Here is a 23,473-nt window from a genome sequence, read left to right as displayed (position 1 = left end):
GGGCGCCGGATCCGCACATCCTGGCGACTCGACGGGCGGTGGCGGCGGCGGGGCTCAGAACTGCGACGCGGCAGCGGCGGAGTGGATGCTGCGGTCGCGGATCTCGTTCCAGGTGAGCGCGACATTCCCGACCGGGCCGGCCGCGGTGCCCGCCACCTCTTCGACGCGGTCGAGCAGACGCCGGGTGTCGGTGCACGAGCTGATGTCGACGACGGCGACATCCACGTAGCGACCGCGCGCCCGTTCGAGATCGGCGTGCAGCCGGGTGGCGAGCGCTGCCGCGGCCGCATGCATCTTGCGTTCGGGGACGCGGTCGGCATGCCGCAGCAGGACGACCAGGTTCCGCAGCGCCGCGAGACCCGACGCGTGGGCGAGGAGGGAGTCGTAACGCTGCTTGAGTTCGATGCGGGAGCGGCGGGCCGTCGGCTCCGCCTCCAGATTCACCGTCCACACCAGGCAGGTGGGCTCGCCCTCGGTGGCGAGGGACGCGATGGCTGCCGCCATCGGTTCGGGTCGGTCACCGGCAACGGCGATGCGGGGATTCACGGGAGCCCTTCGGGTAGCGGTCATCGTCTTGCCGACCAGACTTCCCGGCGCACCTGCTCGGTCTCACGGCCGAACACCCTCACCATATGCCACGGCGCCCGCGCCCCGGCCCGCCCCACCGCGCGTGTCACGCGTCCTCGTCGAGAGCGGCGGTATCGGTGCCGTCGCTGAACCGATGCCCCGAGCTCACCGCAGCGCGGGCGATGACGATGGCCGCCACCGCCGAGGTGATCAGCTGCAGGAGCACCGCGAGCACGACTTTGACGACGTTGTCCACGGTCGGGACCTGCAGCACCGCGCCGACCGTGATGAACGCGACCCCCAGGCCGGCCGCAGTGGCGACGGCTGAGATGCGCGCGTAGGGGTCGAGGAAGCGCCGCAGGCCGACCGCGGCGACGACGAAGATGAGCGCGCCCAGCAGGGCGATGATCTGACCGATGAGCTCGAGGATCGTCATCGACGCCCTCCCGTCAGCGCGCGGGCCAGAGAGACCGCCGCGAGGAAGGCGACGAGGGTCGCGACCAGCACGAGGTCGAACGTGCCCTCGCGCGCCAGACGTACGCCGACGAGCGCGACGAGCCCGACCAGGCTGAAGGTGAGCAGGTCGGCAGCGATGACACGGTCGGCGGGGGTCGGGCCGCGCAGGATGTGCACGACGGACGCGATCATCGCGATCGCGCATCCCGCCGCGGCGAGGTCCAGCAGATTCATCTCGGTCCTCCCAGTGCGACCGCGCGCGTCATCCGGCGGTCCATGTCGGCGAAGTCGGCCAGCGCCGAATCGGTGTCGCGGTGGTACAGCGAATGCACGATGACGAAACGCGCCCCGGCATCATCTCGCGCCGCGCCGAGGGCCAGCGTGCCGGGAGTCAGTGTGATGAGGACGCTGATCGCGGTGACGTGCAGGTCACCCGCCGACCCCAGCGGAAGCCGAACGACGCGTGGCGTCGCGGCCAGCCCCGGGCTGAGGATGTCGCCGAGCACTCTCACAGACGTCAGCGTGAGCTGCGCGGCGAACCAGCAGACGAAAGCCGCGAATCGGAAGGGCAGAGTGAGGATGCTGAGGATCACGGCAGCACCGCCCCGACGTAGCCGGTCGTATCGAGCAAGCCGGCGGCCGCGACCTCCGCGAGGGCGAACAGCCCCTGCGCGCCGAGCCCGAGGGCGAGGGTCGCCGCGGCGAGCACGACAGCCGGCACCGCGAGCGCTGCGCGGGTCGTGGGGCGCTGCGCCACCGCGAGCCCGCCGCGCCGGACCGGCCCGGCCGGCCCGACCGGCTCACCGCCGCTGACTGTGCGGGCGAACACGGCGTTGAAGATCTTCAGCATCGACAGCAGGGTGATCAGGCTCACCACGATCGCGATGACCGCCGCCGCGACCTGTCCGTCCTCGACCGCCGCGACGAGCAGCATGAGCTTCGCGAAGAAGCCCGAGAACGGCGGGATGCCGGCGAGCGACAGCGCTGCGACCCCGAAGGCGACCATCAGCACGGGTTCACGGCCGACACGACCGCGCAGGTCGTCGAGGCGGTCCGTCCCGAATCGGGTCTCGATGGCGCCCGCAGACAGGAACAGCGATGCCTTCACGATCATGTGGTGAAGCAGGTAGAAGATGCCCGCGGCCAGACCCACGGGGGTGGACAGCGCGACGCCGAGCAGGATGTAGCCGATCTGGCTGACCATGTGGAAGGCGAGGATCGACCGCATCCGGTCTTCGCCGACCGCGCCGAGCACACCGATCAGCATCGTCGCGCTGAAGACGGCCACGCCGATCCAGAGGTAGGTCTGGTCGCCCTCGAAGCCGACGGCGTAGATGCGGTAGATGGCGTAGATCGCGACCTTCGTGTGCAGACCCGAGAACATCGCGGTGATAGCCGGCGTCGTCGACGGGTACGCGCGGGCGAGCCACCCGTGCACGGGGACCACGGCAGCCTTCATGGCGAGCGCGAAGAGGCAGACCCCGAGCGCTGCCGCCACCAGCGGCGACTCCTGAGCAGCGCCGGCAAGCTCGGCGAGGTTCACCGTGCCCGCGACACCGTAGACGAGCGCCACCCCGCCCAGGAAGACCGTGGAGACGAACAGGTTGAAGGTGACGTAGAGCCTCGAGCCGGTCACCGACTCGTCGGTGCCGCGCCCGCGACGCGAGAGCACCAGAAGCCCGTACGAGGGCAGCAGCATGACCTCGATGAAGACGAAGAGGTTGAACAGGTCGGCCGTCAGGAGCGCGCCGTTCACTCCCGCCGTCAGCACGAGGACGAGTGCCGGGAAGAGCCGATTGCGACCGGTGTCCGCGACGATCGCGAAGACGACACAGACGAGGGTGAGCAGGCCCGCCACCGTGAGCATGAGGGCGGAGAAGGCGTCGGCGACGAAGGGGATGGCGATGCCGTTGGGCCATCCGCCGATCCCGTGGGCGACCACCGATCCATCGGCTGTCGCCCACACGAGCCCGGCGGCCGCGATGATGTTCGCCGTCAGGATCGTCAGGAGCAGGACGATCGCCCACCGATGACGATGGCGCGCGAATGCGGCGACACCGCTCGCGAGGAGAGGCACCGCGACGATGAGCGGAAGCAGCGCGTCGTTCATCGTCGTCCTCCTCGGGTCGGGGCCGGGGCCGCGGCCTTCGCATCGTCGGGCCCTGCATCGTCGGGCCCTGCATCGTCGGCGCCCGCATCGTCGAGCCCGGCGTCTTCGGACGGGCTGCCCGTGACGGCGAGGACGAGCAGGTAGATGGTGATCGCGAAGGCGATGACGATCGCGGTCAGAACGAACGCCTGCGGCAACGGATCGGCCGTGGTCGCCGGGTCCAGCGCCTCGCCGAGCGGCTCGTCGCGCGAACCGATGCCGCCGGCGCTGAACAGCAGCAGATTGACCGCGTGCGAGAGCAGCACGAAGCCGAGGATGACGCGCAGCCGGTCTTCCTGCAGCAGCAGGTAGACCGCTCCGGCGACGAGCACACCGATCGTGAGGGCGAGGATCACCGGACGCTCCTTTCTGACGAACGGTCGGTTCGGACCGCATCGGCGGGAGACAGACCGCGGCGATTGATGGCGGCGAGGATGACCCCGAAGACCGCGAGATACACACCCAGGTCGAAGACGAGGGCCGTGGTGAGGTGCAGGCTGCCGATGTCGAAGTGCAGCGGCCGGAGGAACGAGCCGTCGAGAAGCCCCAGCACACCGGTGCCGACCGCGATGACGATGCCCGCTCCGGCGATCGCGAGGTAGGAGCGCTCGATCCGCGGGATCTCGTCGCTCGGGGCGGCGAGGTAGATCAGCGCGATGGCGGCGGCACCGATGAGCGCTGCGATGAAGCCGCCGCCCGGGGCGTTGTGGCCGCGCAGCAGCGCATAGGCCGACCCCACCACCATCACCGGCGCCACGATGCGTCCCACGGCGGTGAGGAAGACCGCGTTGACGCGGGCGTTCGAAAGCGCGGCAGCGGTTCCCTTCCCCGACGGACGGTCGACTGCTCGGCGCGCCTCGAGAAGCGCCGTGATCGAGACCGCGGCGATCCCCAGGACGACGAGCTCGCCGAGCGTGTCGAGCGCCCGGAAGTCGACCAGGATCGTGTTCACGATGTTGGTGCCGCCGGTCAGCTCCTTCGCCTCGCGGAGGAAGAAGGCGGCGACGTCCGAGAGCTCGCGGTGTCCGGTGAACACGAGCGCGGCGAGCGTCGCGGTCACCCCGGCGGCGAGCGCGGCGATGGCTGCGAGCACGCGTCGTCGCGGGCGCGACGGGCGCAGGCGGCGCGGCATCCGGCGCAGCACGAGCACCATCACCACGACGGTCAGGATCTCGACGAGGAGCTGCGTCACCGCGACATCCGAAGCCCCCAGAACCAGGAACCACAGCACGACGGCGAACCCGGCCACACCCACGCTGATGATCGCGGTCAGGCGGCGGGTGGCGACCGAGACCGCGATCACCCCTGCCGCGACGAGCAGGAGCAGGAGCAGATCGAGCACGAGGAACGGCTCGTCGTAGCGCGGCCAGCCGCGCCACAGCGTGGGCAGCGCCGCCGCGGCGGCCCCGATCAGCAGGATCGGCACGACGAGGTTCGCGGCGGGGGCGTCGGAGCGCGTCAGGTCGCCGACGCGGCGTCCGAGCGCGATGATGCCCCGCTGCGCGTGCTGGACGGCGAGGACGCCCGACCACCGCTGCGGTGCCGGCGGAGCGGGAGCACCGCGCAGCCGGAGGCCGACCAGCGTTCCGAGCACGATCGCCGTCAGCGACAGCAGCAGCGCCGCGTTCACACCGTGCCAGAGGTAGACGCCCGAGACGGATGCCACGTCGACGCCCGCGGCCCCCGCTGCCGCAGGTCGCACGACCGGGTCGAGAAGCGGCGCCCCCGCCCCGAGAGCCAACCCCAGGATCGCCGGGACGGATACCGCGACCGACATCGCTCGGGTGTCGCGCCAGGGGCGTGCCTGCGGCCCGTGCTCACCGGGCCGAGCGGCACCGAGGCGACCGGGCAGCAGGGGAAGCACCAGGCGCACGCTGTACGCCACCGTCAGCACGGCTCCGGCGGCGGCCACGATCGCGAGCGTCCATGACAGCGCAGGCGAAGCCGCCGTGAGGAACGAGTCGAGAAGCAGCTCCTTGCTGATGAACCCGAGCATCGGAGGGATGCCGGCCATGCTGACCGCCGCGAGGATCAGCATCGCGGCATCCCAGCGAAGAATCCGCCATGATCCGCGGAGCTCGGTCAGGATCCGGGTCCCGGTGCGCTTCTCGACCAGTCCGACGCCCATGAAGCCGGCGGACTTGAACAGCGCATGAGCGACCACATGCGCGCTCGCCGCGAGCATCGCCGTCGGCGTGCCGACGCCGATCACCGCGACCAGAAGGCCGAGCTGACTGACGGTCGAGTACGCCAGCAGCTCCTTCATGTCGGCGCGCCGGACCGCGAAGAACGCCCCCATGAGAGCCGTCCAGAGCCCGACCCCCACGAGAAGCGGCGACCAGATCGCCGCCGCGGACGCGGCGGGCGCGAAGAGCATGAGCAGGAAGATCCCCGCTTTCACCATCGCCGCCGCATGCAGATAGGCGCTCACCGGGGCGGGCGCCACCATGGCATCCGGCAGCCAGGCGTGGAACGGGAACTGCGCCGACTTCGTCATGGCCGCGATAGCGACGAGCACCGCGACGATCGTCGCGAATCCCGGGTCTTCGCGCCACAGCGGATGGGCGAGGACGGTGGTGAGTTCGGTGGTGCCGGTGCGGGCGATCAGGGTCACAACGGCGGCGAGGAGAGCGAGACCGCCGGCGGCGGTGACGAGAAGCGTACGCGTCGCAGGCTCTTTCGCCGCGGGGCCCGAGCGGAGGATCAGCAGATACGAGCACAGGGTCGTCAGCTCCCACGTCACGAAGAGGACGACGAGGTCGTCGGCCAGGACGAGGGTGAGCATCGCGGCCGCGAACGCCGTCATCAGGCCGTAGAAGCCCGGCGATCGAGGCTGGCGCAGGTAGGAGGTGGAGTAGACGAGCACCACCGCGCCGATCGCGAGCACCACGACGGCGAACAGCAGCGCCAGCCCGTTCAGCCGGAGGCGCAGCGCGATGTCGAGTGCTGGGATCCACGGCACTGATTCGCGGACGACCTGCTGCGGGTTCCATGCCGAGAGCACGAGCCCGAGCACCCCGAGCATGCCCCCCGCCAGAGGCCACCCGGCGTACCGCCCCGTCAGGCGTACGAACGCAGGGGCGAGGGCCACTAACAGCCAGGCTGCGGCGACGGCAGCGATGAGAGTCATGCGCGCCGCCGCCCGGTCAGGGCGTTCGCGGGCGCGCGGCAACAGAGGGCAGGCAGGACAGTGAGCACGGATCCTCCGGGTTCGATCGACGACTACGCGCCGACCAGACTTCCCGGCTCACCAGCTGACAGCGTACCGGGGGCCACCTGGGGGAATCAGGTGCGCGCGAACACTTGACATCGCACACATGAGTGGTTTTTCACGCGACCGGTGCGTCGCGTTCGGTCGCGTCGCCCTCGCACCGGGCACTCCGAGTCGTCATACTGGCGAACATGGATTCGACGGGCATGGATGCCGTGAACGACTGGCTGCTCACGTGGGGCGACCATCTCTGGACCTGGATCATCCTCCCCGTGGTCGTCGTCCTCGGGCTCTACTTCACCGTCCGATCGGGCGTCGTGCAGTTCCGCCTGATCCCCGAGATGTTCCGCACCCTGACCGACAAGACGCCGCAGACCGCGGACGGCAAGCCGCAGTCGGTCTCCGCCTTCCAGGCCTTCACGATCTCCGCGGCCTCCCGCGTGGGAGTCGGGAACATCGCCGGCGTCGGCACCGCCATCGCGGTGGGCGGCCCGGGTGCGGTGTTCTGGATGTGGGTCATGGCGTTCGTCGGCGGAGCGTCGAGCTTCATCGAATCGTCGCTGGCACAGCTGTTCAAGACGCGCGACCGCGGCAGTTTCCGCGGCGGCCCGGCGTACTACATGCAGCGCGGTCTGGGCGCCCGGTGGCTCGGCATCCTCTTCGCCGTCATCCTGATCGTCTGCTTCCCCTTCGCGTTCAGCTCGCTGCAGGCCAACACGATCTCGGCGACCATCAGCTCGAGCGTCGGCGGCGACCTGCCCTGGCTGCCGTGGGTCATCGGGGCGGGCATCGCGCTCCTCACCGGGCTCGTCGTGTTCGGCGGGGTGCGCCGCATCGCCTCGGTGACGCAAGTGCTCGTGCCGATCATGGCGCTCGCCTACCTCGTGCTCGGCGTGATCGTCGTCGCGCTGCACCTCGACCGGATCGGGCCGGTGTTCGCCGAGATCTTCACGTCGGCCTGGGGCTTCAACGAGGTCGTCGGGGCTGCGTTCGGCTATATCGTCCTCACCGGCGTCAAGCGCGGCATGTTCTCGAACGAGGCGGGGCTGGGCTCGGCCCCGAACGCCGGCGCGAGCGCCGCCGTGACCCATCCGGTGAAGCAGGGTCTCGTGCAGACCCTCGGCGTCTACTTCGACACGTTCCTCGTGTGCTCGGTGACCGCCTTCATCATCCTCGTCTCCGTCCCCGACCTCGCCGGGGCCTCACGCGGCATCGATCTGACGCAGGGAGCCCTCGTCGACACCCTCGGTGAGTGGTCGAACATCGCCCTGAGCATCATCATCTTCATGCTCGCGTTCTCGTCGATCCTCGGGAACTACTACTACGGCGAATCGAACATCGAGTTCATCTCGACCAACCGCACCGTGCTGACGGGGTACCGCGTGCTCGTCGTCGCCGCCGTCCTCGGTGGATCGGTCGTCGGAGCCGACCTTGTGTGGAACTTCGCCGACGGCGTGATGGGGCTGATGGCGCTGACGAACCTCATCGCGATCGCGCTGCTGTCGGGCATCGCTTTCCGGCTTCTCAAGGACTACACCGAGCAGCGGCGCGCCGGGCTCGACCCCGTATTCACGCGCGAGCGACTGCCCGGTGTCCGCGGCATCGAGTGCTGGGAGGACGAGCTCACCGTCACCGGCCCGATCGACCTGCCCGTGCGCGCACGACAGGCCGCCAAGCACCGCGACCACCTGCACAACCGCCGATGACCGTCGGCTCGACGGCTCATGACCCGCCGATCGCGACCGAAACGCTTCGCATTGCCGCGCGCGCTCCGCACCATGCGGGGGTTGCCGCCAGGATGAAGAGATGCCGCGCGTGATCCAGACGCCCCGAACCGCCATTCGAGGCCCATACGCCAAGAGCGCGCGCACGCGCACGCTGATCCTCGACGCCGCCTTCTCCGTCTTCGCGGGCGCGGGCTACCGCAAGGGCTCGCTGCGCGAGATCGCCGACCGCGTCGACATGAGCGAGGCTGGGCTGCTGCACCACTTCCGCAACAAAGCCGAGCTGCTGCTGGCGGTGCTGGACCACCGTGACGACCTCGCGCGCAGCAGGTTCTCGTTCGAGGAGCACTCGGGACGCGATGCGCTGGAGGATCTCGTTGCCCTCGCCGACTACAACTCGACGATCCCGGGGGTCATCGAGCTGTTCTGCACCCTGTCGGCGGAGGCGACCTCACCCGACCACCCCGCCCACGACTTCTTCCGGAACCGGTACGAGACCAGCCGGAAGATCGTGGTCGACGCGCTCAGCGTCATCCGGTCGGAGGGCGGCCTGCGGGCGGACGTCGACATCCCCAGCGCCGCCGCGCGGTCGATCGCGGTGTGGGACGGCCTGCAGATCCAGTGGCTCCTCGATCGGACGACGCTCGATATGGCCGACGAACTGCGCGCCTGCTTCGACGAGTTCCTTCTCGAGGACCTCGCCCCCGCCCGTCGCGCCACCCCCTGACCCGGGACCGACCGTCGACTCGCCAGAGTCTGCGGATGCGGGACGGCCCGGATCGGCATTTCCTGGCGAGTCGAGCGGCGGGGCTCAGGAGAAGCCGATCAGCCACGTGAGGCCGTAGCGGTCGGTGACCTGCCCGTCGTGATCGCCCCAGGCACGACGCTGCAGCGGGTCGATGATCGTGCCCGCGTCGGCCAGCAGGTCGAACCAGCGGCGTGACGTCTGCTCGTCTCCCGCGCCGAGGAGGGCGAACATCATCCCGGACATCGACGGCCGTGCGGCACCCCCGGGATCATCGGCTCCGAACAGATCCACGTGGCCGCGCAGCTCGCCGTGCGCGATGAGATCTCCACGTCCGTCCCGGCGACCGAAGTCGGCGAAGGTGTGGAGCTGGAGTTCACCGCCGAACACCGACCTGTAGAAGCGGAGAGCTTCGGCGGCGTCGCCGGCGAAGTGGAGGTAGGGAACCGGCGCGGGCATGCCCGAACGCTACGCCCGTCCCCCGGCGCGCGCCCCCGTCGACTCGCCAGAAGATGCGGATGCCGGGCCCCCGTGACCCGCACAACCTGGCGACTCGACGTCAGGAGGACGGGGCCGCAGTCGACTCGCGCCAGACCACGTGCTGGAGGGGACCGGCGGCGGACGGCGGCTGGTCACCCCGCATGAGCGCGATGAGCCGGTCAGCGGTCCGGCGGCCGAGCTCGACGTAGTCCATCGACACACTCGTGAGGGAGGGCGTCTGGAATGCACTCGTCGGCGAGTCGTCCCAGCCCGTCACGCTCACATCCCCCGGCACGGTCCAGCCGCGCTCGAGGGCTCCACGGATGGCGCCGGTCGCGATGAAGTCGTTGGCGGCGATGACGGCCAGCGGGAGCGAACCCTCGTCGAGCGAGCGGATCGCGTCCAGGCCGGACTGCGCGCTCCAGTCCCCCTCGACGACTCCGACGGACTGCACGCCCAGGCGAGCGACCGTCGCCTCGTACGCCCGACGGCGCGCATCCGCCGAGGGATAGCTCCGCGCTCCCGTGATGTGCAGGAACCGGCGGTGCCCGAGCTCCGCGAGCCGCTCGACCATGCTCACGAGCGGGTGCACGTCGAGCATCTCGCCCGAGACGCGCATGTCGTCGTCGAACTCGGCGAGCGTCAGGACCGGGACGTTGGGATCGACGTGCACGAGATCATCGCCCGGCACGGGCGCGTAACACAGGATGCCCTCGAACTGCCGGGAGTCGATCATCTCCAGCAGTCGCGGACGACGCTGGTCCGGGGCGTTGGGGATGCTCTGCACTTCGACGTCGTAGCCGGCGGCCCGCGCGCGCTCGATCGTGCCGGCGATGAGCGGAGCCGAGTGGAACGCGGTGATGGGGAGGACGGCCGCCAGGCGGCCCGTTCGCGTCGTGCGCATCGAGCGGGCGGCGAGGTTCGGCCGGTAGTCGATCTCGCGCGCCGCTTCCAGCACCCGCTCGCGAGTGGCGGCGGAGATGCCGGCGCGCCCGGTGAAGACCTGCGAGACCGTCGATTGCGACACGCCGGCACGCGCTGCGACGTCGCGGCTGGTTGGCCGTTTCCCCATGACTGCCTTTCCTGGCATGTGACTCTACCGACGTTCGTCGACGACGGCCTCTCGCGATTGATACTACGTATCACTGCTACGTACCAGTAATCGCCCTGCCCCGGCTCCGCGGCATCCGTCGACTCGCCACGATGTGCGGATGCGGCGCACCCCAGACCCGCCATTCCTGGCGAGTCGACGGAGGGACAGAGGGACAGAGGGACCGGGGGTCAGGGGGTCAGGGCGCGGGACCAGAGGGGGCGGTGGCGGTCGACGTAGTCGCGGACGGCGGCCCAGTGGGCGCCGTGCCCCTCGACGAACATCGTCGCCCACGGCTCACGGCCAGACCGGTGCGAGGTCTCGAGGAGCGCGTACATCGCATCGACCCGGTCGCTCATCGCGCGCGGCAGCTCCGCGCGCAGCGCGGCGGATGCGCCATAGCCGTCGATGAACGAGCCCAGGCGCCCCGCGGCCACCGCCGGCTCCTCCGCGGGGTCGCCGAGAGCGAAGGTCTGCGCGGCGTAAGCGAGGTCCCACAGCCGTGTGCTCGGGGCCGCGGCATCCCAGTCGATGAAGACCCAACGCTCCCCCACGACCAGGTTCCAGGGCGCGAGGTCGTTGTGACACACCAGCTCGTCACCCGGCGCCGCGATCGCCGTCTCCCAGATCGCGCCGGCGGGCGCGACGAACGCCGCAGACGCGTCATGGATGTCGCGGACGAGGGCTCCGACGCGTCGCATCTGATCGAGGCCCATCGGGCCCGCGTCGATCGCGAGCGTCCCCTCGACGAACTCGGTGACCTGCCTGCCGGTGCCGTCGCGTCCGCGGGGCTCGGGAGCGTCGATCCCGCGCGCTCGAAGCGCCTCGACGAACGCGATGACACTGGGAGTCGATGCCGTCCACGCCTTGCGAACGGTGTCGCCGATGCGCACCACGCTGCCGCTCGCATTGCCGCCGTCGAGCCGCTCCTCCCCCGCATCCCCCACCTCCCCCGCTTCCCCCGCTTCCCCCACTTCCCGCACGCCCCCGAGCGTAAGCCCCCACCCCCCTCTAGCCCCGTCGAGTCGCCAGAAACAGCGGGTCCGGGGCCGACCGCATCCGCATTTCGTGGCGACTCGACGGGTCGAGGCGGGGGTCAGGCGGGGAAGGGGATCGGGCGGAGGAGCTGGCCGGGGCGCAGGTCGTCGATGATGCCGCGGTAGGGCGCCGCGACCTCGCCGATGCGAGCCTGACCCGCGTCGAGCGGGCGATCGACGCGCATCAGGTGCACCTCGCCCCGATACCGCCCGTAGACGTCGAGGTCGGCCTGCAGGCTGCCGCGCTCGCGCGCATCGGCGTTGCGGATGCGCGAAGGACGGATGCCGCCGCGCGTCTCGTCCAGCCGGAAGGATGCCGCCGCCTCCTCGACCCGCAACCGCCAGGGCCGCTCCACCAGCACGGATGCCGCGGCATCGAGCCCCACCACCGGCAGCGTCACGGTGCCCGTCGCCTCGAACTCCGCGATCCAGGCCGCGTGGTCGTCGGCCACCGCGCCCTCGGCGCAGACGACGACCGCCTCGGGAACGAGCCGCCGCAGCTGGAGGTACGAGCGCCAGGCGTTGCGGTGCCGCTGCTCCTCGAGCGTCGGCAGACCGAGGTGCAGCGGTGCACGCAGCTCGCGCTCGCCGGGGATGAACGCGAACACCGGCATCCCCCGGTCGAGGAACAGCCGCGACTGCGCCACGAGGAACGACGTCGTGAGTCCGGTCTCGGGGCGCGGGTAGAAGTTGTGCCACCCGGCGACGGGCAGCCCCGCCAGCTCGTCGAGGAACGCCGCGTCGACGGTGCTCGCGTTGACGGCGATGCGGCACCCCGAGGCCTCGGCGATCCGGCCGATCTCATGCGCGTCGAAGCCGTAGTCGAGTCGCAGCATCGTGATGCCGCGGCGCGCGAGCCAGCCCCACCCCTCTTCGCCGGCCACGACGTGCTCGAGCGCGACGGGCGAGACGTCGGCGCAGAAGGTCAGTCCGTCGTCGTCGTGCGCCGCGCGCAGCACGTCGCCGAACGCATCGAGCTCGCCGGTGTCGACCATGTGCAGCGAGGTGAACAGCATCCGCTCGTCACCGCAGTCGACGGACGCGCCGGGCGCCGCTGTGGGCGACGGCGCCGTCGCGAGCACCTGGTCGATGACGGCCCGCCGCGTCTCGGCGGCATCCGTGGGGTAGATCGAGAACAGCATCGGGGCGCTCCCGTCTCAGCCGAGCCGCTCGACCATGTGCTCCTTGAACCCGAAGAACCAGGTCAGCACGAAGCCCATGATGTACGAGATCACGAGGCCGCCGACGTACCAGAGCCACGCGCCGTTCGTGATGACGGCGGTCATGAGCACGCCCGAGAGGCCGAGCGCACCGGCGCCGAATCCTCCCGTGGCCTGGATGCCGAAGGCGACGAACGCACCGCCGAAACCACCGCCGAGGCACGCCGTGATGAGGGGGTAGAACAGCGGGAGCGAGACGCCGTAGATGAGGGGTTCGCCGACCCCGAGCACACCGATCGGCAGCGCCGCGCGGATGATGTTCTTCAGCCGGGTGCTCTTGGTCTTGAGGAAGATCGCGATCGCCATGCCGACCTCGCCCGCCCCGGCCATCGCCAGAACCGGCAGCAGCTCCGTGAAGCCGTGATCGGTGATGAGCTGCGCGTGGATCGGAGTCAGACCCTGGTGGATGCCGAGCATGACCAGGGGCAGGAACAGCGACGACAGCAGGTATCCGCCGACGACGCCGCCGCGCTCGAGGGCGAAGTCGATGAGCAGCCAGTTGATGCCCTGCATGAGCAGGCCCGAGATCGGCATGATCACGAAGATGCAGATGACGGCGCCGATGAGAAGCGTCACGACCGGCACGACGAAGAGGTCGGCCCAGGCGGGAACGCGCTTGCGGATCCACTTCTCGATGACCGTGAACAGCCACGCCGTGACCATGACGCCGATGATGCCGCCGAGCGCGGGCTTGAGCTCGCCGAACAGCGGAAGGACGAGCGGCTGAGCGGGGGTGACCGTGCCGTCGGCGGCCGTCGTCGCGGCGATGCCGGCGAGCGCGGGGAGGTACGAGATGGCGCCGGCGATGAGGCCGAGCACGGGGGTGCCGCCGAACTCCTTCGCCGTGTTCAGACCCACGATGAGGTTGAGCGAGGTGACGACGATCGTGCCGAGGGCGGCGAACACCAGGAACCACGGGTTGGCGGTGACACTCGGGTCGATGAGCTTCCAGATGTTTCCGATCGCCACGACGAGTCCGCAGGCGATGAACCCCGGGATGATGGGCACGAAGATGTTCGCGATGTGACGGAACAGCCCGTGCACCCGCGAGGTGTGCCGCGACTTCACCTTCTGCGTGTTCTGCTGCTGCAGCGTGCGCAGGTCGGTCGCCGCGTCGACGGGCTCGCCGCCGCCGGATGCCCGCGCTCCCGCGGCCCGGCTCCCCGCCGCAGCCGCGGCGATGTCGGCGACCTCGTCCTCGGGGTCGTCGACGGGAGCCTCGGCCGGAGCATCGACGACCTCAGCGAAGGCGTCGCGCAGGCGCTGTGCGTGACCGGGACCGACGACGACCTGCAGCTGCGGACCGTCGACGACTCCCATGACGCCGTCCAGGCGCCGCAGCGCCGCGACATCCGCTTTCGACGGGTCGTGCAGATTCAGTCGCAGCCGCGTCATGCAGTTCGTGTACGAGGCGATGTTCTGCGAGCCGCCGACGAGCGGCAGGATCTCCTCGCTGAGTTCGGGGTAATCCACGGTGATTCCTTCCGGCGGACGGGGTTCGGGTGTTGGGTGCTGGGTTCGGGGCTGGTTCGGCTTGCGGCGGCGGGTCAGCCGCGTGCGCGCACGGCCTCGCGGACGAAGCCCGCGCCCGCACTCAGCCGCTCGCGGGCGGTGGCCGCGTCGACGTCGCAGAGGATCGCGACGATCGCGGTCTTGGCGTGACCGTCAGCCTCGTCGAGCGCGCGGCGCGCGGTCGCCGTGTCGCAATCGGTCGCGGCCTGGACGATGCGGACGGAACGGGCGACGAGCTTCTCGTTGCTCGGGCGCACGTCGACCATGAGGTTGCCGTAGACCTTGCCGAGACGCACCATCGTCGCCGTCGAGATCATGTTGAGCACGAGCTTCTGGCTCGTGCCGGCCTTGAGCCGGGTCGAGCCGGTCAGCACTTCGGGACCGTTGTCGATCTCGATCGCGACGTCGGCGTGGGCGCTGATCTCGGCGTTCGGGCTGCACGAGATCGCCACCGTCGCGGCGCCGATCCGGCGGGCCTCGTCGAGTCCGCCGATGACGTAGGGCGTGCGACCGGATGCCGCGATGCCCACGACGACGTCGCGCTCGGTGAGTTCGATGCCGGAGAGGTCGTCGGCGCCGAGCTCGCGGGAGTCCTCCGCTCCCTCGACTGCGCGGAACATCGCCTCGTGACCGCCGGCGAGCAGGCCGACGACCTGCGCGGGGTCGGTGCCGAAAGTGGGCGGGCACTCGGCCGCGTCGAGGACGCCGAGGCGGCCGCTGGTGCCGGCCCCCTGGTAGACGAGGCGTCCTCCGGCCGAGAGTGCGGCGACAGCGAGGTCGACGGCGCGGGCGATCTCGGGGATGGCCGCGGAGACTGCGCCGGCCACGCCGGCATCCTCGTCGTTCATGACGCGGAGGATCTCGTCGACGGACATCGCGTCGAGCTCGCCGGTGAGCGGGTTGGGCGTCTCGGTGGCGGGGGTCGGGTGCGGGGTGGTCACGGGTGCTCCTCGTCGGGATGCTGCGCACGCCGATGGGTGCGTGGCACGTTGTTTCACACAGGGTGCTCTTTGCGGCATCTTTTGTCAAGATCTGTGGAAGACTGAACCGACTTCCCGAGGAGGCACATGGACGGCGACGTCCTCGAAGCGACCCGCGCGATCATCCCCCGCCTGCGCCCGGCTGAGGTGCAGGTGGCTCGCGCGGTGCTCGACGATCCGTCTTTCGCGGTGACCGCGACCGTCACCAGCCTCGCCGAGCGCGCGTCGGTGTCGCAGGCGTCGGTCGTGCGCTTCGCGAAGAGCCTCGGATTCGCGGGCTATCCGTCGTTCCGCGTCGAGCTCGCACAGGAGGTATCGCGGCGAGCGATCGAGCTCGAGCGCTCGAACATCGCCGAAGGCGAGCTCAACCCCTCCGACTCGCCCGCCGAGATGGTCGCGAAGGTCGCGTTCCACGAGGCGCGCACGATCGAGCAGACCGGCCGGATGCTCGATCTCGAGGCCCTCGAGCGCATCGCCCGGGCGATCGCCGACAGCGAGCGCGTCGTCACCTTCGGCGTCGGCGCGTCGGGCCTCGCCGCTGCCGACCTCGCGCAGAAGCTGCAGCGCATCGGGATCATGTGCCTGAGCTCGCACGACACGCACGTGCAGCTCGTGCACGCAGCCCTCGCCGACGCGCGCACCACCGCGATCGCGTTCTCGTTCAGCGGCGGCACGATCGACGTGCTCCGAGCCGTCGAGATCGCCTCCGACGCGGGAGCGTTCACGGTCGCGATCACCAACGACACCGAGTCGCCCCTCGCGGCCGCGGCATCCGCCACCCTGCGCACCCCGGCACGGGAGGCGACCCTGCGCGCCGCCGCGCTCGCGAGCCGGATGGCGCAGCTCGCGGTCGCCGACTTCGTCTTCATCCGGGTAGCGCAGCTGCGCTACCCCGACCTCGACGCGGCGCTCAGCGCCACCCGCGCCGCCGTCAACACCCAGCACCTGAGGTGACCTGCCCGTCGACTCGCCAGAAAGCGCGGGTCCGGGCGTGCCGGCATCCGCAGTTCGTGGCGAGTCGACGTATGGGTTGGCGGGGCCGGGCGGGGCCCATCCCGTCGAGTCGCCACGAAAGGCGGGTCCAAGGGGTGCGGGATCCGCAGTTCGTGGCGAGTCGACAGGGGCGCGCCCGGCGGGGGCGGGGTCAGGGGTGCAGGATGCCGTCGACGCGACGGGGGATGCCCAGCGGGTTGGCCTCCTGCAACGCGGCGGGCAGCAGCGCGTCGGGCACGTTCTGGTACGCGACCGGCCGCAGGAAGCGGGTGATCGCGGCGGTTCCGACCGACGTCGTGCCGACCGCTGTCGTCGCGGGGTACGGTCCCCCGTGCTGTTGCGCCCACGTCACGGAGACGCCGGTCGGCCACTGGTTCCACAGCACCCGTCCGGCTTTCGTCGCGAGCACGGGCAGCAGCTCGGCCGCCACCGCATCGCCCTCCTCGGCGACGATCGTCGCGGTCAGCTGACCCTCGAGCAGCTTCGCGACCGCCACGAGCTGGGCGTCGTCGTCGTACTCGGCGACGAGAGCCGCCGGCCCGAACATCTCCGATACGAGTGCGTCGGGGTCGGCGATCACCGCGGCGGCGGTCGTCCGCAGCAGCGCCGGCGCGGGCGGCGCGTCGCCGTCCGACGAGGGCGTCCCGGCGAGCACGTCGACGCCGTCATGCCCCGCGGCGCCCTCCAGCGCGCGGCGGAAGCCCGAGGCGATCGAGTCGTTGAGCAGCGGCGCGGGCTCCGGCAGCACGGTCGAGGCGAGGGCGTCGACGACGCCCGACCTCGCCGGAACAAGCAGCAGCCCGGGCTTCGTGCACAGCTGCCCCGCGCTGCCGGTGACCGAGGCGACGAACTGCTCGGCGATCTCCGCGCTGCGCCCCGCGGCGGCACCGCGCGTGACGAATGCGGGGTTCACGCTGCCGAGCTCGCCGTAGAACGGGATCGGCTCGGGCCGCGACATCGCGATGTCGAACAGTGCCCGGCCACCGGCGATCGAGCCGGTGAACGCGGCGGCACGGACCTCAGGATGCCGCAGCGCGTGCACCCCGGCATCCGTCCCGTGGATGACCGTGAAGATGCCCGCCGGCGCGCCCGCCGCCGCGAGGGCGGCCGTGACGATCTCGCCGGTGAGCTCAGACAGGTGCGGGTGCCCCGGGTGAGCCTTGAGCACCACGGCGTTCCCCGCCGCGAGCGCGCTGGCGGTGTCGCCGCCGGCGACGGAGAACGCGAACGGGAAGTTGCTCGCGGCGAAGACGAGCACCGTGCCGATGCCCTCGAGCTGACGGCGGATGTCGGGGCGCGGCGCCCCCATCGGATAGTCGGCGACCGCGTGATCGATGCGTGCATCGAGCCAGGACCCCTCGGCGAGCACATCGGCGAACAGGCGCAGCTGGAATGTCGTGCGCTTCAGTTCACCCCGCAGCCGCGCCTCGGCGAGATGCGTCTCGCGGCCGGCGAGAAGCACGAGGTCGTCGGCACGCGCATCCAGGCCCTCGGCCACCGCGCGCAGGGCCTCGCCCCGGACGGCGATCGGGGCGGCACGCCAAGCGGATGACGCGTCGGCGGCGATCCCGACGAACGCGTCGACCTCGGCGATCGGGGTGTCGGCGACGGGCGTCGCCGTGGCGGGGGAGGCGGCGGTGGTCATGAGCGTTCCTTCCGAGGAGAGAGGTCTGCGGGGTCGGGGAGGTCGGCGAGGTCGGCGAGATCTGCGACGCGGAGGGGTGTGCCGATCGGTCGACGGACGAGGGGCTCGACGTCGGCCGCCTGGCGGGGTCGCCCCGTTTCCCGTTCGACGAGGCACGAGAGTGCGAAGCCGCACACCCGCCCCTGGCACATCCCCATGCCGGGGCGCGCGGTCACGCGCACATCCCGCGCGTCGTCGGCGGCGAGGTCGGTCACCGTGTCGCGGACGGCCGAAAGCGGCACCTCCTCGCACCGGCACACGAGGGTGTCGTCGCGGAGCCACGTCGCCCATTGCTCGGGCACGGGGCTCGCCCGGTGCATCCCGACGGCGAAGCTCCGGCCGCGGGCGATCCGCCGTCGCAAGCGCCGCGCCGGGGCCGCCGCAACCGGCAGCCCCGCGTCGACGGCCGCGGCGAGGGCTGCCAACTCGCCCTCGGCGCACGACTGCACCGCGCCGCCGATGCCGGTCGCTTCGCCGGCGGCGTAGAGACCGGGCACGCTCGTGCGCTGGTCGCCGTCGACGACCGCGACGAGCGACCCGTCGACGTCGATGCGGGTCTCGGCCCCGGCACCGACCACGAGCTCGATCTGCGGGGTGAAGCCCCAGCCGAAGGCGACGAGGTCGACGTCGAGGGTGCGTTCGGTTCCCGGACGCACGCGCCCCGCGGCATCCACCCGGGCGATGGTCGCGCCGGTCACGCGCCCCTCCCCCGTGACGGACGTCACGACGGTGCGGGTGCGCAGCGGGATGCGGCCACGGACGAAGGTCGTCGCGTAGCCGACCCCCTCGATGAGCTTGCCCGGCTCCTGCAGCGCCCGCAGCGGGGTCGCGGCCCAGCGCGACAGCGCGTTCGCCTCGCAGACAGCGACGACCTCGACTCCCGCCCGCGCGAGTCCCGCGGCGACCGAGAGGAGGAACGGCCCGGTTCCGGCGACGACGGCGCGACGGCCGGCCGCGACCTGGTTCGCCTTCAGCATCGCCTGCACGCCGCCGGCGGCCATGACGCCGGGCAGCGTCCAGCCCGGCACGGGCAGCTGACGGTCGTAGGCGCCGGGCGCGAGCACCACACGCCCGGCGCGGATCGCGCGATCGACCGGCGCCGCGGCATCCGCCCCGGTCACGGCGGTCGTCCGCAGCAGGAACCCGGCGCCCGCCGCGCGGTCGATCCGCCACACCTGCCGACCGGCGCTGTGGACGACACCTCCAGCCTCGACCTGACGCCGCAGCCGATCGCGCAGCCCGCGATAGTGCTCCCAGTGGTGGTGCCCCGTGTGCTCGGGATCGGCGAAGGCGTCGAGATGCCGTTCGTCGGGATGCCGCCAGTACTGGCCGCCCGTCTGCGTGCCCGCATCGACGAGGACGACCCGCAGCCCGGCCTCGGCAGCCGTGACGGCGGCCGAGAGACCGGCGGGGCCCGCCCCGACGACGGCGAGGTCGGCACGACTCTCGACGCTCACGATCCAGCCCCTTCCGGCGCGGCTGACGACGGCGCGGGAAGCGCGAGGGGTGCGTCCGGGTCGTCGCTTCGGACGTCCTGGCCGGGACGTGCGGGAGTGACGCAGGCGCGCTGCGAGCGCTGCCCGTCGACGCTCAGCAGGCAGTCGTAGCAGACACCGATCCCGCAGAAGAGCCCGCGCGGCTCACCGCTTGCTCGCGAGGCCCGCCACGACACGACGCCGGATGCCGCGAGTGCACCGCCCACGGTCTGGCCGGGAAGGAACGGCACCGGTGCACCGTCGAAGCGGAAGGTGTCGTCGCCCGCGATCTCCGCGCTCATGCCGCAACCCGCTCGGCGAAGCGTTCGGGCCGGAAGGCGTCGAGCGGCAGGTCGGTGGGCTCGCCGCGAAGCGCCTGCACGATGAGGGCGGCCGTGCCGACGGAGAGTCCGATGCCCGCGCCCTCGTGTCCCGCGGCATGCCAGAGCCCCGGAAGCCGGGCGTCGGGGCCGATGACCGGCAGATGATCGGGGCAGTACGGCCGGAAGCCCGAGTACGTCCGGAGGATCTGCACGTCGGCGAGTACCGGGAACAGCTCGGCGCCCGCGCGCGCGACGCGTCCGACTGCCTCGGCCGAGAACGACGTGTCGAAGCCGACGCGCTCGCGGCTCGCGCCCATGAGGATCGTGCCGCTGGGCGTTCCCTCGACGACCGACGAGACCTGGAGCCCCGCGTCCGACGACGCGACGTTCTGCACGTACTCGGCCGCGTACACCTTGTGCCGCACCGTCACCGGCACAGGCTCGGTCACCAGCACGAAGCCGCGCCGCGGCAGGACGGGCAGCTCGAGCCCGGCGAGCGCGGCGATCTCGCCCGCCCACGGCCCGGCGCAGTTGACGACGACGCCCGCGTCCATCGCGCCCGCCGAGGAGTCGATGCCGATAGCGCGACCGGCGCGGGTGCGGATGCCGGTGACCGTCACACCCGTCAGCAGCCGGGCTCCGCGGTCGCGGGCGAGCCGCAGCAGATGGTGCGCGGCGAGGACGGGCTGAACCTGAGCGTCGTCGGGGTAGTACACCCCGCCGGCCATCGCGGGGTTGAGGTATGGCTCGATGTCGTGCAGCGCCGCGATGTCGGGCACGTCGTCGGCCCGGATGCCGAGCGAGCGCTGGTGCTCGGCGAGCGCGTCGAGGGCCGCCTTGCCGCCCTCGCTCGCCGCGACGACGAGCCCGCCCTTGGCCTCGAACTCCCACCTGGACGCGTGTTCGGCCAGTTCGCCGCGCCAGATGCGCTGCGAGTGGAGCGCGAGTTCGAGCTCGGGCCCGACCTCCTTGTCGGAGACCAGGAGGTTGCCCTCGCACCGGCTCGTCGTGCCGGCAGCGATGGTCCCTCGCTCGACGACGGTCACCGAGAACCCGGCCTCGGCCGCCGCTCGGGCGACCGCGGCGCCGACGATGCCCGCACCGATGATGAGGACGTCGGGGCGCCCGGGGCGATCCGTCACGTGCCGACACCACCGTCCGCGGCATCCGAGCGTGCGGGGGCCTCGCCCGACCAGTCGGTGAGCACGTGCTCGATGTGGCGGTGGACGAGGTCACGGGCGCCCGTGGCGTCGCCCGCCTCGATCGCATCGAGCATGAGGTCGTGCTCGTGGGCCGACGCGACGAGGCGCCCCTGCTCGTGGAGGTTCGCCAGTCCGAACAATCGCGTCTGCGAGCGCAGCCCCGCGACGAGGTCGACGAGCCGGGCGTTGCCGGCGTACTGCAGCAGCGCGAGGTGGAAGTCGCTGTCGGCGGCGAGGTATTCGACCAGGTCGCCCGACTGTGCGCCCGCGACGATGTCGGCGGCCTTGCGCCGGAGGTCCGGCAGCGCCGACGCCGGGATGAGCGGGGTGGCACGCTCGACGGCGGGCGGCTCGAGCATCAGGCGCAGCTCGGTGACCTCGCGGAGGTCGCGCTCGGAGACCTCCGTGATCTGGAACCCGCGGTTGGGGATCGTGACGACGAGCCCCTCGCGGGCGAGGTCGAGCATCGCCTCGCGGATGGGCGTGGCCGAGACGCCGAACTGCTCGCCCAGGCTCGGCGCGGAGTAGACCCGTCCGGGCTGCAGCTCGCCGCTGATGACGGCGGCGCGAAGCGCGCGCGTGACCGTCGAACGGATGCTGGGCTGCTTGTCCAGCCGGACCACGTTGCGGAACTCGGGCGTGCTCATGTCGTCTCCTCCGATGCGGACCCCCGCCGCATGACCTCCATGATCCCCTGCACGACGGCGAGGTCTTCCCAGGCCATGCCGACGCCGGTGTAGACGGCGGGCGCGCCGGGGCGGCGTGACAGGCGGCCCGAGACGAGCTCGACGAGGTTCGCGGGCTCGGCGAGAGGCTCGCCGCCGCGTGTTGCGCCCGCGAGGTTGCCGCTCTCCCGCACGGCCGAGGCGCGGGCTTCGACGACGATGTCGGCCGCCCGGACGAGATCGGACCCGAGCTCACGGTGATCGAGTCCGTGCGCCCCGACGGCGGCGACGACGGCGCCCGGGGCGATGTCGTCCAGGTCGAGGACGGGCGTGCTCGACGACGTCGCCGTGACGACGACATCCGCGTCCCGGGCAGCCGCGAGCGTCGCCGTCCGCGCGTCGATGCCGCGGTCGCGGAGGATCGCCACGGCGTCCTCGACCCGCTCGGGCGTGCACCCGACGATCGTCACCTCGCCGACCGGCAGGATCGCCGCGAGCGTCGTCGCGTGCTCGATCGCCTGGGGGCCCGAGCCGAGCACCGCGAGACGATCGATCCGCCGCCGGGCGCCGCGTGGGTCGGCGGCGAGCAGAGCGCGGACGGCGACCGCGGTGACCGCCGGCGTCCGCAGCGTCGTCAGTCGCGTGCCGTCGATGATCGCCGCGGGCTGCAGGGTCGCGCGATCGAACACCAGATACCAGGCGCTGATCTTCGGCAGCCCGAGCCGCGTGTTCCCGGGCGCGATCGTGGCCACCTTGATGCCGACGGCATCCGGTGACTCCGACGGCATCAGCAGGAAGTCGCCCGCCGACAGCGGCGCGAAGATGCGCTCGTGGTCGGCCTCGACGTCGAGTCCGGATCGCAGCGCCGCGTCGATCGCCTCGACGGCCGCGGGCGGGGTCATCGCGCGCTCGATGTCGGCCGCCGAGACGACGGGGATACCCGCCGACGCTGCGCTCACAGGACGAACCCCTCGGGGAACGGGTCGCTCGGGTCGAGCATGTACTGCGCCGTGCCGGTGACCCACGCACGGCCCGTGATCGTCGGGATCACCGCGGGGATGCCGGCGACCTCGGTCTGCTCGACGAGGCGGCCCGTGAACGCGGTGCCGATGTACGACTCGTTGACGAAGTCGGTGTGCAGCGCGAGCTCGCCCCGGGCGTGGAGCTGCGCCATGCGCGCGCTCGTGCCGGTGCCGCACGGCGACCGGTCGAACCAGCCGGGATGGATGGCCATCGCGTGCCGCGAGTGCCGAGCGGTCGACCCGGGCGCTTCGAGATAGACGTGATGGCAGCCGCGGATGGTGCCGTCGACCGGATGCACGGGGCTGTCGTCCTCGTCGACGGCGGCCATGATCGCCAGCCCGGCGCGCAGCAGGTCGTCCTTGCGGGCACGCTCGAACGGCAGCCCGAGGTCGTCGAGCCGGACGATCGCGTAGAAGTTGCCGCCGAACGCCAGGTCGTAGGGCACCCGCCCGAACCCCGGAACCTCGACCGAGCGGCCGAGCCCGACGACGAACGAGGGCACGTTGCGGATGGTCACGCGATCGGCGTGACCGTCCGACACCTCCACCTCGGCGACGACGAGCCCCGCGGGGGTGTCGAGCCGGATCGTCGTGACCGGCTCGACGACGGGCACCATGCCGGTCTCGACCAGCACGGTGGCGACCCCGATCGTGCCGTGGCCGCACATCGGCAGGCATCCCGACACCTCGATGTAGAGCACGCCGACATCGGCATCCGGCCGAGTCGGGGGCTGCAGGATCGCCCCGCTCATCGCGCTGTGACCCCGCGGCTCGTTCATGAGCAGGCGTCGCAGCCCGTCGTTCTCGACCATGAACCGCTGCCGCCGCTCCTCCATCGTGGCCCCGGGCAGGGTGCCGACGCCGCCGACGATGACACGGGTGGGCATCCCCTCGGTGTGGGAGTCCACGGCGTGGAAGACGCGCTTCGTGCGCATGAA

Annotated in this window: 23 protein-coding genes; 3 read left to right on the top strand and 20 right to left on the bottom strand. The window is 71.5% G+C overall.

Annotated features, from left to right (window positions below; genetic code table 11):
* Nucleotides 1-54 precede the first annotated feature (54 nt).
* The 7 genes from MTS1_RS16100 to mbhE form a co-directional block, all read right to left on the bottom strand.
* The gene (locus MTS1_RS16100) at nt 55-546 is read right to left on the bottom strand and encodes a hypothetical protein (RefSeq protein WP_052007668.1); all 492 of its coding nucleotides are present in this window, start codon (nt 544-546) and stop codon (nt 55-57) included.
* A gap of 127 nt (nt 547-673) precedes the next feature.
* Nucleotides 674-1,003: a monovalent cation/H(+) antiporter subunit G gene (locus MTS1_RS10910; protein ID WP_023953778.1), complete on the bottom strand. Its 330-nt coding sequence runs from the start codon at nt 1,001-1,003 to the stop codon at nt 674-676.
* Nucleotides 1,000-1,257, bottom strand: coding sequence for a monovalent cation/H+ antiporter complex subunit F (locus tag MTS1_RS10905; RefSeq protein WP_023953776.1), 258 nt, complete (start codon nt 1,255-1,257; stop codon nt 1,000-1,002). The genes MTS1_RS10910 and MTS1_RS10905 overlap by 4 nt, the downstream gene beginning before the upstream one ends.
* The gene (locus tag MTS1_RS10900; protein ID WP_023953774.1) at nt 1,254-1,616 is read right to left on the bottom strand and encodes a Na+/H+ antiporter subunit E; all 363 of its coding nucleotides are present in this window, start codon (nt 1,614-1,616) and stop codon (nt 1,254-1,256) included. Before MTS1_RS10900 ends, MTS1_RS10905 begins: the two co-directional genes overlap by 4 nt.
* Nucleotides 1,613-3,133: a monovalent cation/H+ antiporter subunit D family protein gene (locus tag MTS1_RS10895; protein WP_023953772.1), complete on the bottom strand. Its 1,521-nt coding sequence runs from the start codon at nt 3,131-3,133 to the stop codon at nt 1,613-1,615. The genes MTS1_RS10900 and MTS1_RS10895 overlap by 4 nt, the downstream gene beginning before the upstream one ends.
* Nucleotides 3,130-3,528 (bottom strand): sodium:proton antiporter, encoded by a 399-nt coding sequence (locus tag MTS1_RS10890; protein WP_023953770.1) that lies wholly within the window; start codon nt 3,526-3,528, stop codon nt 3,130-3,132. Before MTS1_RS10890 ends, MTS1_RS10895 begins: the two co-directional genes overlap by 4 nt.
* Nucleotides 3,525-6,302, bottom strand: a complete 2,778-nt coding sequence (mbhE, locus tag MTS1_RS10885; RefSeq protein ID WP_023953768.1) for a hydrogen gas-evolving membrane-bound hydrogenase subunit E — start codon at nt 6,300-6,302, stop codon at nt 3,525-3,527. The genes MTS1_RS10890 and mbhE overlap by 4 nt, the downstream gene beginning before the upstream one ends.
* A gap of 272 nt (nt 6,303-6,574) precedes the next feature.
* Between mbhE and MTS1_RS10880 the strand changes: the two genes are divergently transcribed.
* Entirely contained in the window at nt 6,575-8,089 is a 1,515-nt protein-coding gene (locus MTS1_RS10880) for a sodium:alanine symporter family protein (RefSeq protein WP_233494921.1), read from the top strand.
* A 100-nt stretch (nt 8,090-8,189) separates the two neighbouring features.
* Nucleotides 8,190-8,834 carry a TetR/AcrR family transcriptional regulator gene (locus MTS1_RS10875; protein WP_023953764.1) on the top strand — a complete coding sequence of 215 codons (645 nt, stop codon included), beginning with the start codon at nt 8,190-8,192 and terminating at the stop codon, nt 8,832-8,834.
* 84 nt (nt 8,835-8,918) lie between these two features.
* Here MTS1_RS10875 and MTS1_RS10870 read toward each other — a convergent pair whose 3' ends face one another.
* The 6 genes from MTS1_RS10870 to murQ form a co-directional block, all read right to left on the bottom strand.
* On the bottom strand, nt 8,919-9,311 hold the full coding sequence (locus MTS1_RS10870; protein ID WP_023953762.1) for a VOC family protein: 393 nt from the start codon (nt 9,309-9,311) through the stop codon (nt 8,919-8,921).
* 100 nt (nt 9,312-9,411) lie between these two features.
* Nucleotides 9,412-10,422 carry a LacI family DNA-binding transcriptional regulator gene (locus MTS1_RS10865; RefSeq protein WP_036304757.1) on the bottom strand — a complete coding sequence of 337 codons (1,011 nt, stop codon included), beginning with the start codon at nt 10,420-10,422 and terminating at the stop codon, nt 9,412-9,414.
* Nucleotides 10,423-10,613: 191 nt separating this feature from the next.
* The gene (locus tag MTS1_RS10860) at nt 10,614-11,405 is read right to left on the bottom strand and encodes a phosphotransferase (RefSeq protein WP_023953758.1); all 792 of its coding nucleotides are present in this window, start codon (nt 11,403-11,405) and stop codon (nt 10,614-10,616) included.
* A 113-nt stretch (nt 11,406-11,518) separates the two neighbouring features.
* Nucleotides 11,519-12,601: a MupG family TIM beta-alpha barrel fold protein gene (locus MTS1_RS10855; protein ID WP_023953756.1), complete on the bottom strand. Its 1,083-nt coding sequence runs from the start codon at nt 12,599-12,601 to the stop codon at nt 11,519-11,521.
* Nucleotides 12,602-12,616: 15 nt separating this feature from the next.
* Complete coding sequence (locus MTS1_RS10850; protein ID WP_023953754.1) at nt 12,617-14,152, bottom strand: PTS transporter subunit EIIC; 1,536 nt, start codon at nt 14,150-14,152, stop codon at nt 12,617-12,619.
* A 74-nt stretch (nt 14,153-14,226) separates the two neighbouring features.
* Complete coding sequence (murQ, locus tag MTS1_RS10845) at nt 14,227-15,132, bottom strand: N-acetylmuramic acid 6-phosphate etherase (RefSeq protein ID WP_023953752.1); 906 nt, start codon at nt 15,130-15,132, stop codon at nt 14,227-14,229.
* 126 nt (nt 15,133-15,258) lie between these two features.
* Between murQ and MTS1_RS10840 the strand changes: the two genes are divergently transcribed.
* Nucleotides 15,259-16,125, top strand: coding sequence for a MurR/RpiR family transcriptional regulator (locus MTS1_RS10840; protein ID WP_023953750.1), 867 nt, complete (start codon nt 15,259-15,261; stop codon nt 16,123-16,125).
* A gap of 190 nt (nt 16,126-16,315) precedes the next feature.
* On the opposite strand, the gene MTS1_RS10835 is transcribed toward MTS1_RS10840, so the two are convergent.
* The 7 genes from MTS1_RS10835 to MTS1_RS10805 are packed head-to-tail and all read right to left on the bottom strand — an operon-like array spanning nt 16,316 to nt 23,470.
* A complete protein-coding gene (locus MTS1_RS10835; protein ID WP_023953748.1) occupies nt 16,316-17,809 on the bottom strand; it encodes an aldehyde dehydrogenase (NADP(+)) in 1,494 nt (497 codons plus the stop codon).
* A complete protein-coding gene (locus MTS1_RS10830) occupies nt 17,806-19,305 on the bottom strand; it encodes an FAD-dependent oxidoreductase (RefSeq protein ID WP_023953746.1) in 1,500 nt (499 codons plus the stop codon). The genes MTS1_RS10835 and MTS1_RS10830 overlap by 4 nt, the downstream gene beginning before the upstream one ends.
* On the bottom strand, nt 19,302-19,625 hold the full coding sequence (locus tag MTS1_RS10825; RefSeq protein WP_023953744.1) for a (2Fe-2S)-binding protein: 324 nt from the start codon (nt 19,623-19,625) through the stop codon (nt 19,302-19,304). The genes MTS1_RS10830 and MTS1_RS10825 overlap by 4 nt, the downstream gene beginning before the upstream one ends.
* Nucleotides 19,622-20,788 carry an FAD-binding oxidoreductase gene (locus tag MTS1_RS10820; protein ID WP_023953742.1) on the bottom strand — a complete coding sequence of 389 codons (1,167 nt, stop codon included), beginning with the start codon at nt 20,786-20,788 and terminating at the stop codon, nt 19,622-19,624. The genes MTS1_RS10825 and MTS1_RS10820 overlap by 4 nt, the downstream gene beginning before the upstream one ends.
* Complete coding sequence (locus tag MTS1_RS10815; protein ID WP_023953740.1) at nt 20,785-21,495, bottom strand: GntR family transcriptional regulator; 711 nt, start codon at nt 21,493-21,495, stop codon at nt 20,785-20,787. Before MTS1_RS10815 ends, MTS1_RS10820 begins: the two co-directional genes overlap by 4 nt.
* Nucleotides 21,492-22,472, bottom strand: coding sequence for an ornithine cyclodeaminase family protein (locus MTS1_RS10810; protein ID WP_023953738.1), 981 nt, complete (start codon nt 22,470-22,472; stop codon nt 21,492-21,494). Before MTS1_RS10810 ends, MTS1_RS10815 begins: the two co-directional genes overlap by 4 nt.
* A complete protein-coding gene (locus MTS1_RS10805; protein ID WP_023953736.1) occupies nt 22,469-23,470 on the bottom strand; it encodes a proline racemase family protein in 1,002 nt (333 codons plus the stop codon). Before MTS1_RS10805 ends, MTS1_RS10810 begins: the two co-directional genes overlap by 4 nt.
* Between the last annotated feature and the right edge of the window lie 3 nt (nt 23,471-23,473).

Origin of the sequence: Microbacterium sp. TS-1 (genome assembly GCF_000509385.1) — a bacterium.
GTDB classification, from domain to species: domain Bacteria; phylum Actinomycetota; class Actinomycetes; order Actinomycetales; family Microbacteriaceae; genus Microbacterium; species Microbacterium arborescens.
This window is presented reverse-complemented; position numbering and strand designations above follow the sequence as displayed.